Genomic DNA, 11,608 nt, shown 5'->3' with positions numbered 1-11,608 from the left:
GTATTAGTAACCATTGACAAGAAGAAATTCGCGGAAACTGCTGGTAGACCAAGGGTGCCCTTGTCGGTCATATAATTGTTGTTGATTTAATGCGCTAACTAATTCTTCAAGTGATTCAGTGCCTGCGGCGAATAGCGTTTCCAGTGCAAAAATAAGTTTATTTTCATATTCATCTGGGAGACGTGAACGTGTTTGCCAAACGATATTCGGTGCACTTCCTGGTGCCTGAATACTGCCTTTACCGCCTTCTCGCGCTGGGATGATTTGGTTATTCGCCGGCAAATACGGGTTAAAATTTTGAATGGGTTCCATTTCTACTCCTCAATCAAACTGATTTCGATTTGGTTGTCGTGAACGCGTGTTTGGTAGGTTTTGAGATCTCGCCCACCGGGTTCGCGTAAACATTTACCTGTTTTAATATCAAAAACGGCTTCATGTAATGGGCATTCCACTTTGCCATCTTCAACAAAACCTTGGCTTAACAGAGCGTAGGCATGTGGGCAAACATCTTCTAAGGCATAATATTGGTCTTCAACTAAGAAGATCCCAATTTCGGCATTATCAACTTTGGCGGAAAAAGGAAATTCTTCTTGAACTTGTGAGATATCGCAGACTGCAACCCAGCTCATGGTTTTCTCCTTTTGAATGTGCTGTAACATTTTGTTTCATAGGTGAAACATTGTTTTTTATTTAAAACCAGATTAATTGTATGGATGATTATTAGTCAATTAAATGTTGACTATATGTAAAATATTCGTTTCAAAATGTGGGGTATGTCGAGGTTATGATGGAGTTTGGTTTCATATGAGAAACTTGTGAAAGATTTATTCAAATAGAACTACTCATTTACGGTGTTTGGGGGGATGAGTTATGGAGAAAAGTGAAAAATAAGCTATAGGATAATAGGCTCAGTATATAAGTTAATATCAATAGGATATTAAGAGATTACATGCAATATCCTATTGATGATATATTCAAATAAACTATTTCAGCTCAAAACGTTGTAAGTCCTTACTGACCGTTACTGGGCCTGAGTAATGTTTTCTCACTTCATTAATCCAAACATCGTCGGTGATGGAAGGGTCATCTGCAGGAACTAAGTGGGTAAGTACAAGGTGTTTTACATTGGCTTGTTGGGCTATTTTGCCGACATCTTCTGCGGTCGTATGGTGGGAAATAATCGCTTTTGCCAGCGTTGAACCGTTGCCGATACGATTTGCTAAATTTTTCACCCCAGAAACTAAGACGACTTCACTGATTAAATAGTCAGCATCTTTAGCAAATTCAATGATTTGGCTATTATCAATCATATCACCGGTAATAACGATAGTTTTTCCGCCAGATTGTATTTTATAAGCGAGGGCTTCGTCTGAGTTAAAAGGTGGGTGTGGAACAAATAAGGCACTAATTTCGACATCATCATTCTTGAGTACAGGCCCTTCTTGAATATCTTTTGCTGTAACCATTTGGCGCAAATCAGGTTTACCTTCATCTTTAACGCGTAAATCAATATCGCGACTAAATGTATCCCAAACACCTTTTGTCATACTTTCCGTTCCAACAGGGCCATAAACAGCGATATTATGGTTTAAACCACTGTTCCAGGCATTTAACAGTAGGGCTGGGTAATCGGCAACATGGTCACTATGAAGGTGGGTAATAAAGATAGAATCAAGGTTTTTTAATGGGGCTTTTGATTGAACTAATCGCAAACTTGCGCCATATCCCGCATCAAATAGGTATATTTTATCGTTCTTGATAAATGCTGTAGATTGCGGCAAGCGTTTTTCATTTAATAAGGAAGGACCGCCTTTTGTTCCAAGCGTAATAATTTCATCGGCACTAGCAAGATGGCTAGCACCAAATAGCGCAGCACCGATAGAAAGAGAAACGAAAAGTTGTTTTAATTTCAAAATATCACCTCTTTATATTATTAATAGATTGAGTTTTCTTATGAATAATATTCATGCACGCCAAGATGTTGCTATATTGTTAATATATAAATGAGTCTACGTTTATGTCTGACGGGATACTATCGTTCTTATGGACTAGGTGAATGATTTAGAAAGGTTATTTATGTCGATTTATAGAGAATTATTCTGAAAATAATTAATCAAACTGGCTATAATTCTAATAGTATTTAATAGAGAAAGTTATATTGTTTACGCATTCAAGTTAAATTGGATTTTAAGTTTATATTTAAGATTATTTAGAATTTTTAATGAGTAAATAATGGGCACTATTTTTTAATGTAATCATTATTGTATTGCTAATTAATGAATCGGTTTTTGAAAAATGAATCGGTCAATTGTACTTCCACGACTTTTCTTGATCTCAAGTGAAGCTTTTTTTATGTTTTAGCGCGAAAATATCCTTACAGTGGTAAGAGGATATCTCAGTGAAAAGTGGTATACAGTTACGCATTAAAGGGAAAGTTCAGGGGGTCGGGTTTCGCCCTTATGTTTGGCAATTAGCCCACCAATGCAAACTATTAGGTGATGTCTGTAATGATGGCGAAGGGGTGCTAGTGCGCTTATGTACTGATTCGGATATCACTGAATTTACCCAATTATTGTACCAAAACTGCCCACCGTTAGCCCATATAGAAAGTATTGAACCGCAATCTTTTCAATGGGATAAATTACCCAACGCATTTACTATTCGCCGTAGTGGTGAAGGCAAAATGGATACCCAAGTGATCCCTGATGCCGCCACTTGCGATGCATGCCAACAAGAGCTTTTCACTCCATCAAATAGGCGCTTTCATTACCCATTCATAAATTGCACGCATTGCGGCCCGCGTTTCACGATAATTCGCCATATGCCTTATGACAGGCCCAATACCGCAATGGCTGATTTCCCCTTGTGCCCTAATTGTTTAGAGGAATATCAATCCCCAGCAGATAGACGATTTCATGCACAACCCAATGCGTGTTCGGTGTGTGGCCCTGAAATTAAATTATGCGACTCATCAGGAAAAACGATTGCAAATAAAGAGAACGCATTACTCTTGGCTGCTCAACAGCTATTGGCAGGGAAAATTGTTGCTATTAAAGGGATCGGGGGCTTTCACCTTGCTTGTGATGCGAGTCATGATGAGGCGGTAGAGGCTTTGCGCGTTCGTAAATGCCGTCCAACTAAGCCACTGGCGGTAATGATCCCATCACTGAATTGGTTAGAGTTGCACAATATGCCGCCTAGTGATGGGCTACGTGTATTATTAAAAAGCCCAGCAGCCCCGATTGTATTGATCAAAAATTGGAAAAATCATGTATTAAGCCAATATATTGCGCCAAACCTAGCGGAAGTCGGTGTCATGTTGCCGTCTAATCCGTTGCAACACCTATTGATGGCACAAGTTAATCGCCCATTAGTGATGACGTCAGGAAATGTATCTGGAAAGCCTCCTGTGTTGAGTGAGCAAGCTGCGCTGGCAGATTTAGCCAATATCGCTGACGTTTACCTCACTCATAACCGCGATATCGTCCAACGCGCAGATGACTCATTGGTGCGTTATCATGATGGGAAAGCGGAAATGCTCCGCCGTGCGCGGGGCTATGTTCCTGATGCCATTGACTTACCTGAAGGGTTTGAAAATTCGCCATCAATACTGGCCTTAGGGGCGGATCTTAAAAATACCTTTTGTTTATTGCGAGACAAAAGTGCGGTAATGAGCCAACATTTTGGCGATCTTGATGACATGGATATTTTCGAACAATATCAGTCTGCGATTGCATTATTTGAATCTATTTATCGTTTCACGCCAGCAGCGATAGTCAGTGATAGGCATCCTAGTTATGTGAGTACGCGCTATGGGGAGGCGTTATCACAGCAATTACAAATTCCATTACTAAAAGTGCAGCATCATCATGCGCATATTGCTGCGGTAATGGCCGAGGATGGCTTACCGTTAAATAGTAATAAAGTTATTGGGTTAGCTCTCGATGGGTTGGGGTATGGCGATGACGACCGCTTATGGGGAGGTGAATGCTTACTGGTGGATTATAAGTCCAGTCAATATCTAGGGGGGTTACCTCCAGTTGCACTACCGGGAGGGGAATTAGCTTCTCGCCAGCCATGGCGTAATTTCCTTGCTCATTGTTTACAGTTTGTTCCCCAGTGGCAAAAGCAAGAAAGTGCCGCTTATTTAATGTCATTTCCTTGGCAAGGCTTACAAAAAGCAATTGAAAAAGGAATTAATAGCCCAATGGCTTCATCCACTGGGCGGCTTTTTGATGCGGTTGCTGCAGCGTTAGGTATTTGTACGGCGCAAACCAGTTGGGAAGGGGAAGCCGCTTGCCAACTTGAGGCGATTGCAATGAAGTCACCTGTGACTACGCATCCGGTCACTATGCCGTTAGTTGGTCAACAATTGGATTTACACACATTTTGGCAACAATGGATGACGTACTGTGCGCCTAAACCACAACGGGCGCATGCATTTCATGTGGCATTAGCGCAAGGTTTTGCCGAGCTTGCAAGGAAATCAGCGAACCAATATGGTACTAAGCAAATTGTTTTGTCAGGTGGTGTGATTCATAACCAACTATTGCGAGAGCTATTAGTGAATAATCTATCTGAGTTCGATGTGTTATATGCAAAACAATTTCCCATGGGTGATGGGGGGCTATCACTTGGGCAGGTAGCTATCGCTTCTGCAATATTGAAACATGAATCTATTATTGATGAATAGTATTATATTTATAAGATTGTATATCCACTTATAACTTTGCAGTTTATTATATTTAATGGATTATATTGTTTTTTTTGATATTGATTCTTATTTAGCATGTTCATGTTTATATTAATGGATTGTTTATTATTAATACACACATTCCGCTTAATTAATTAAGTTGCAATAATGAATTTCAATATCGCAATGAAAATAAAAGAATTTTATATTTTAAATGATGTGATATATAACGCATTATTGAAAATTAAATCCATTTATTTATATTTCTTTTCTTTTTTCAATACGGTTTACTGAATCGATTTTTCTGGCAAATATATAAAAAAATTAAAATTTCTTATTGCCTCTTGATGAAGATCAAATGATTTGGACGCGGTAGGAATAGGATCTTATTTTATATTTATGCATCAGGTTACTTAAATAAGAATTTATTTCATTAGACTTAGTTTTGTTAACTTTTTAAATAGAAAAATACAAGCCAAAGGTGTGTGCCTCATTTGTACACAGGGCTTTGTGGTATCTATAACCTTAAGATAATAAACAAAAATTGCCTAATGAATAGGTTCTAAGCCACCCATAATAATAGGAAAAAAGAATGATAGGAGATAACTCTATTATTTCTTCGCATGGCATTAACCGCCGTGATTTTATGAAGTTATGTACAGCACTGGCCGCGACAATGGGATTAAGCGGGAAGGCTGCAGCCCAAATAGCGGAATCTATTAGTGATCCAGCACGGCCACCGGTCATTTGGATTGGTGCCCAAGAGTGTACGGGATGTACAGAATCTTTGTTGTGTTCCACTCATCCTACGTTAGAAAATTTAATTCTCGATACCATTTCATTGGAATACCACGAGGTGTTGTCTGCTGCCTTTGGTGAGCAAGTTGAGCAAAACAAACATAACGCAATTGAAAAGTACAAAGGAAAATATGTTTTAGTTGTCGATGGTTCTATCCCACTAAAAGATAACGGTATTTATTGCATGGTAGCGGGTAAGCCGATTGTTGAGCATATTCGTGAAGTGGCTGAACACGCCGCAGCTGTGATTGCGATTGGTTCTTGCGCTTCGTGGGGCGGTGTTGCTGCAGCAGGCGATAACCCAACAGGAGCTGTGGGTTTAAACCAAGTGATTAAAGATAAAACAGTTATCAATATTCCAGGTTGCCCGCCTAATCCACATAATTTCCTTGCGACAGTCGCGCACTTAATTACGTTTAATCGCCCACCAAAATTGGATAGTAAAAATCGTCCAATGTTCGCGTACGGTCGTTTAATTCATGAACACTGTGAGCGTCGCCCTCATTTTGATGCGGGCCGCTTCGCAAAAGAGTTCGGTGATGATGGTCATCGTGAAGGTTGGTGTTTATACCATTTAGGCTGTAAGGGGCCTGAAACTTACGGGAACTGTTCCACATTACAATTCTGTGATGTTGGCGGTGTCTGGCCTGTGGCAATTGGTCACCCTTGTTATGGCTGTAATGAGGAAAATGTAGGCTTTCACAAAGCGATCCATCAGTTGGCGAGCGTGGAAAACCCAACACCACGGGTGGATAAACCGGATGTCAATAATCGTGAAGGTGGCCAAATTTCATCTACTGCTGTGGGATTAATCGGTGGTGTTGTCGGGTTAGTGGCTGGCGTCAGCGTGATGGCGGTACGTGAATTAGGCCGTCAAAAACGCCAACAAGATACTGACTCACGGGGAGAATAACCGTGAATAGACGAAATTTTCTGAAACTCTCCGCGGGGGGAGCATTACTTGCGGGAAGTTCACCCAGTTTGGCGGGGCCTGAAAACCGTCCGCCGATTCCCAATTCTTTGGGAATGCTATATGACTCGACCCTGTGTATTGGGTGTCAGGCATGCGTGACAAAATGCCAAGATATTAACCATCCGGAACGTAACCCGGTCGGGGAACAAACTTGGTCAAATAATGACAAACTAACCCCTTATACCAACAATATTATTCAGGTTTGGAGTAGCGGAACAGGCGTTAATAAAGACCAAGAAAAAGACGGTTACGCCTACATTAAAAAACAATGTATGCATTGTGTTGACCCTAACTGTGTGTCGGTTTGCCCTGTTCAAGCCCTGAAGAAAGACCCAAAAACTGGCATTGTTCATTACGATGCCAGCGTATGTACCGGCTGCCGTTATTGCATGGTGGCGTGTCCTTTTAATATTCCGAAATATGCCTACGATGACAAATTTGGCGCAATTCATAAATGCGAGTTATGTAACCAAAAAGGTGTCGAACGTTTAGATAAAGGCGGCTTACCCGGTTGTGTTGAAGTTTGTCCAACGGGCGCGGTGATTTTCGGAACGCGAGAAGAATTGCTCGCGGAAGCCAAAAGACGCTTAACATTCAAAGTGGGTGATGAGTACGGTTACCCACGACAAACCTTACATAGCAATGACCCGAATGTCATTAAAGTACCGAAATATGAGGCTCATGTTTATGGCGAGCTCGAAGGCGGTGGCACGCAAGTTATTGTTCTTTCAGGTGTACCCTATCAAAACCTTGGGCTGCCTGAGTTAGAACAGTTGTCCACAGGAGCCCGTTCTGAGTATGTGCAGCACACGCTTTATAAAGGCATGGTACTGCCATTGGCCGCGTTGGCTGGGTTGAGTTTCTTGGTGTATCGCAATACCAAGAATGACAAACACGAAGGAGATGACTCAAATGACGACGCATCATAAAGAACAGCCGCTAGGCGGGCGTTTAGTCAGTTGGCCAATCATGGTATTTGGGCCCTTAGTGCTGATTTGTGTCATCTTGATAGTTAAACGTTTAGTCTTCGGCCTAGGTTCAGTTTCTGACCTAAATGGTGGCTATCCTTGGGGAATTTGGATTGCTTTTGACTTACTGATTGGAACCGGTTTTGCTTGTGGTGGTTGGGCGCTGGCTTGGGCAGTATATGTATTTAACCGCGGTGAATATCATCCGTTAGTGCGTCCCGCACTATTAGCCAGTTTGTTCGGTTACTCTCTCGGTGGGTTGTCCATCACCATTGACGTAGGTCGCTACTGGAACTTGCCTTACTTTTACATTCCTGGTTTCTTTAACACCAATTCGGTGCTGTTTGAAACTGCGGTTTGTATGACGATTTATATTGGTGTGATGGCATTGGAATTTGCCCCCGCACTGTGTGAACGTTTTGGTTGGAAAGTTTCGTTAAAACGCTTAAATAAAGTGATGTTTTTCATTATTGCGCTAGGAGCGTTATTGCCGATGATGCACCAATCATCAATGGGTTCATTGATGATTTCGGCAGGGTATAAAGTTCATCCTATTTGGCAAAGTTATGAAATGCTGCCATTACTCTCATTACTAACCGCATTCATTATGGGCTTTTCGATTGTCATTTTTGAAGGGTCATTACTCCAAGCCGCATTACGTGGGCAGGGCGCAGATGAACGACCACTGTTTGTTCGTATCACTCGTATCTTGCAGGTACTGTTAGTACTGTTTTTGGTCTGTCGTTTTGGGGAGCTGATTTATCGAGATAAATTGCACCATATCTTCAATACCGATTTCTACGCCATGATGTTCTGGATAGAAACCGCATTAATGGTTTTCCCATTGATTATTTTCCGCATGCCATCACTAAGAAATGATTCACGGTGGTTATATGCAAGCGGTTTAAGCATGTTGATTGGCGCTGCCATGTGGCGGATGAGCTATTCCCTCGTTGCATTCAACCCCGGAGGCGGATACGACTACTTCCCAACAACAGAAGAACTTTTAATTTCAATAGGTTTCGTGGCAATAGAGGTATGCGCTTATATCTTATTGATCCGCTTATTACCTGTTATTCCAGCATTGAAAAAAACAACGATGAGCCATTCAGAGGCCCGAGGTAAAGCATGAGCCAACGTATAACAATAGACCCAGTCACTCGTATCGAAGGTCACTTACGCATTGATTGTGAAATTGAAGATGGAAAAGTCACCAAGGCTTGGGCTTCAGGCACGATGTGGCGCGGTATGGAAGAGATAGTCAAAGGGAAAGACCCCCGTGATGCTTGGATGATTATGCAGCGTATCTGTGGGGTTTGTACTACAGTGCACGGTATTGTATCGGTACGCACCATTGAAAGTGCCTTAAATATTGATGTCCCTGTTAATGCGCAGTATATCCGTAATATGATTCTAGCCGCGCATACCATTCAAGACCATATTGTTCATTTCTATCAATTATCTGCGTTAGATTGGGTGGATATCACCTCTGCGCTGAATGCAGACCCCAATAAAGCGGCCGAAATCCTAAGAGGCGTTTCGACGTGGCCACTGAATAGCCCAGAAGAGTTCACACGAGTTCAAGACAAAATTAAAAAACTGGTTGCCAGTGGGCAATTGGGTATTTTTGCTAATGGGTATTGGGGGCACCCAGCGATGAAGCTGTCGCCTGAGGTAAACTTAATTGCCGTGGCCCACTATTTACAAGCCCTTGAATGTCAGCGAGATGCTAACCGTATTGTGGCATTATTAGGCGGGAAAACACCGCATATTCAAAACCTTGCAGTTGGTGGTGTGGCAAACCCTATTAACCTTGATGGTGTCGGGGTTCTGAACCTTGAACGTTTGATGTATGTGAAATCCTTTATTGACCGTTTAGGGGATTTTATTGAGCAAGTGTATAAGATTGACGCAGCAGTGATTGCCGCGGGCTACCCTGAATGGCTCGAAGTCGGTCAAGGCGCGAAACATTACATGTGCATGCCTGAAATGCCAATGGATGGTAAAAACGGGAGCTTCCTATTACCGGGCGGTTATCTTGAAAACAGCGATTTTAGTACTTATCGCCCCATTACTAGCCATACAGACGAGTATTTGATCAACGGTATCAAAGAAAGTAGCAAACATGCATGGTACAAAGAAAATGAACCTCAAGCACCGTGGGAAGGTACCACGAACCCAGATTACACCGGTTGGGATGATGACGGTAAATATTCATGGGTAAAAGCACCGACTTTCTATGATAAAACCGTCGAAGTGGGGCCATTAGCAGACTTACTGTGCAAACTAGCGGCAAAACATGAACCGACAGAAAAACACTTTAATGATGTGGTAAACCTGTATCAAACATTGACAGGTAACAGTATTAGTGTGGATCAACTGCATTCAACATTGGGGCGGATTATCGGACGTAGTGTTCGTTGCTGTGTATTGAATGAAACCTTGTCAATTCAATGGCAAGCGCTGGTGGACAACATCGCAAAAGGGGATCACACCACCTTTGTAAAACCAATTTTCCCAGAAAATGTCACTATTAAAGGTGTTGGTTTTGGTGAAGTACCTCGAGGTTTGTTATCCCACTGGGTGGTTATCAAAGACGGTAAAATTGAAAATTACCAAGCGGTAGTACCTTCTACTTGGAACTCCGGCCCTCGTAATTTCAATGATGAGCCGGGCCCTTATGAGCAAGCATTGGTAGGAACTCCCGTTGCTGACCCATCTAAACCCCTTGAGGTGGTGCGAACCATTCACTCATTTGACCCTTGTATGTCTTGTGCGGTGCACATTGTTGACCCTGAAGGTGGCGAAGTCACTAAGGTTAAGGTGCTGTAATGCGTATTTTAGTCTTAGGTGTTGGCAATATACTGCTCAGCGATGAAGGTATTGGGGTACGCATCGTTGAGGCTTTAGAACAGCGCTATCATCTACCTGAATGCGTAGAAGTACTTGATGGCGGAACGGCAGGAATGGAGCTAATTGGCCCAATGGCGGATAGAGACCATTTAATTATTGCCGACGTCGTGTTATCGAGCCAGCAGGCTGGCTCGATTTTAGTCTTGCGCGATGACGAAGTTCCTGCGTTATTTACGCGTAAAATCTCCCCGCATCAACTCGGTTTATCAGATGTGCTATCGGCTTTGCATTTAACCGATGAATTCCCACAGAAGCTAACATTAGTGGGTGTTGTGCCTGAATCCCTCGAACCGCATATTGGTTTGACAGCAACTGGGCAGGCCGCTTTAGAGCCTGCTTTACAAAAGGTCATTGAGGTTTTGCGAAGCGAAGGCTTGGAAATCATAGCAAAAGAAGAGAGTTTGCATGCCGGATGAAATCTTAGGTTATGACACTAACCCTCGGCCTCTAGTGGAGGCCGCATTTACGCGCGTTGCTGAACAATCAATGCATGATTTGTCATTTTTGCATCCAACGATGCCAGTGCATGCCAGTGAATTCTCACTGTTTGACGGGCAATGGGTGGGCGTGGTGATCACGCCATGGATGCTCAGTGCGATTATTCTACCGGGGCCTGAACAATATTGGCCTCACCGCGTGGTCGGTGACAAGGTTGGGTTAATTCTTCCCTATGGTGAAATGACGTATACCGTGGGTGAATTAGACGGTTTAACTCAATATGTTGCTTGCTCATTAATGTCACCATTAGAAAAGAAAATGACACCGGAACAAGGTATTCACCTAGTGGATGATTGCCAGCGAATATTGCTATCGCTCCCAGTGAGTGACCCAAATATTCCTCAAGCACCTGAACGCAGGGCATTGTTTACCCGTCACTTAAGGGGGCAGGATGCATGAGATTTCGTTATGCCAAAGTACGATAGAAATTATTGAACAGCAGGTGAAAAAAAATACAGTTAGCCGAGTCACTGGTGTTTGGCTTGAAATTGGTGCGCTCTCTTGTGTTGAAGAGAGTGCCTTTCGCTTCAGCTTTGATGTCGTTTGCCGTGGTACGGTTGCAGAAGGCTGCCAGCTCCACATCATTTACTCGCCCGCACAAGCATGGTGTTGGGATTGCAGTGAAACGGTGGAGGTAGACAGCCACCAATCGGTTTGTCCACGCTGTCAGGGGCTGAACCTGAAAGTTGAGAGTGGAGAGAGTTTGCGCATCAAAGAGTTGGAAGTGGAATAGCTTTTGGAACTGACTTTGAGGTGTATCAACCA

11 protein-coding genes are annotated in these 11,608 nt (G+C 42.6%); 8 read left to right on the top strand and 3 right to left on the bottom strand.

Going from position 1 to position 11,608, the window contains the following annotated elements:
* Positions 1 to 3 precede the first annotated feature (3 nt).
* The 3 genes from PSE72_RS08915 to PSE72_RS08905 all read right to left on the bottom strand — a co-directional run bounded on the left by PSE72_RS08915 (position 4) and on the right by PSE72_RS08905 (position 1,913).
* Positions 4 to 312 carry a recombinase-like helix-turn-helix domain-containing protein gene (locus tag PSE72_RS08915; protein WP_004908428.1) on the bottom strand — a complete coding sequence of 103 codons (309 nt, stop codon included), beginning with the start codon at positions 310 to 312 and terminating at the stop codon, positions 4 to 6.
* A gap of 2 nt (positions 313 to 314) precedes the next feature.
* Entirely contained in the window at positions 315 to 629 is a 315-nt protein-coding gene (nirD, locus tag PSE72_RS08910; protein ID WP_004908430.1) for a nitrite reductase small subunit NirD, read from the bottom strand.
* 354 nt (positions 630 to 983) lie between these two features.
* Positions 984 to 1,913 carry an MBL fold metallo-hydrolase gene (locus PSE72_RS08905; RefSeq protein WP_217007794.1) on the bottom strand — a complete coding sequence of 310 codons (930 nt, stop codon included), beginning with the start codon at positions 1,911 to 1,913 and terminating at the stop codon, positions 984 to 986.
* Positions 1,914 to 2,398: 485 nt separating this feature from the next.
* Here PSE72_RS08905 and hypF point away from each other — a divergent pair, with 485 nt between their 5' ends.
* From hypF to hypA, 8 genes are all read left to right on the top strand, one after another.
* The gene (hypF, locus tag PSE72_RS08900; RefSeq protein WP_217007793.1) at positions 2,399 to 4,693 is read left to right on the top strand and encodes a carbamoyltransferase HypF; all 2,295 of its coding nucleotides are present in this window, start codon (positions 2,399 to 2,401) and stop codon (positions 4,691 to 4,693) included.
* 592 nt (positions 4,694 to 5,285) lie between these two features.
* The gene (hybO, locus tag PSE72_RS08895) at positions 5,286 to 6,404 is read left to right on the top strand and encodes a hydrogenase 2 small subunit (RefSeq protein ID WP_004908437.1); all 1,119 of its coding nucleotides are present in this window, start codon (positions 5,286 to 5,288) and stop codon (positions 6,402 to 6,404) included.
* 2 nt (positions 6,405 to 6,406) lie between these two features.
* Positions 6,407 to 7,393: a hydrogenase 2 operon protein HybA gene (gene hybA / locus PSE72_RS08890; protein ID WP_115168316.1), complete on the top strand. Its 987-nt coding sequence runs from the start codon at positions 6,407 to 6,409 to the stop codon at positions 7,391 to 7,393.
* The gene (hybB, locus tag PSE72_RS08885) at positions 7,377 to 8,564 is read left to right on the top strand and encodes a Ni/Fe-hydrogenase cytochrome b subunit (RefSeq protein ID WP_109911742.1); all 1,188 of its coding nucleotides are present in this window, start codon (positions 7,377 to 7,379) and stop codon (positions 8,562 to 8,564) included. Before hybA ends, hybB begins: the two co-directional genes overlap by 17 nt.
* Positions 8,561 to 10,264, top strand: coding sequence for a hydrogenase 2 large subunit (gene hybC, locus PSE72_RS08880; RefSeq protein ID WP_109911743.1), 1,704 nt, complete (start codon positions 8,561 to 8,563; stop codon positions 10,262 to 10,264). Before hybB ends, hybC begins: the two co-directional genes overlap by 4 nt.
* Complete coding sequence (locus PSE72_RS08875; RefSeq protein WP_004908450.1) at positions 10,264 to 10,761, top strand: HyaD/HybD family hydrogenase maturation endopeptidase; 498 nt, start codon at positions 10,264 to 10,266, stop codon at positions 10,759 to 10,761. The genes hybC and PSE72_RS08875 overlap by 1 nt, the downstream gene beginning before the upstream one ends.
* Entirely contained in the window at positions 10,751 to 11,242 is a 492-nt protein-coding gene (gene hybE / locus PSE72_RS08870; protein ID WP_004908451.1) for a hydrogenase-2 assembly chaperone, read from the top strand. Before PSE72_RS08875 ends, hybE begins: the two co-directional genes overlap by 11 nt.
* Positions 11,235 to 11,576 carry a hydrogenase maturation nickel metallochaperone HypA gene (gene hypA / locus PSE72_RS08865; RefSeq protein ID WP_115167833.1) on the top strand — a complete coding sequence of 114 codons (342 nt, stop codon included), beginning with the start codon at positions 11,235 to 11,237 and terminating at the stop codon, positions 11,574 to 11,576. Before hybE ends, hypA begins: the two co-directional genes overlap by 8 nt.
* Positions 11,577 to 11,608 lie beyond the last annotated feature (32 nt).

This window comes from Providencia sp. PROV116, from assembly GCF_028482485.1.
GTDB classification, from domain to species: Bacteria; Pseudomonadota; Gammaproteobacteria; order Enterobacterales; family Enterobacteriaceae; genus Providencia; species Providencia rettgeri.
This window is presented reverse-complemented; position numbering and strand designations above follow the sequence as displayed.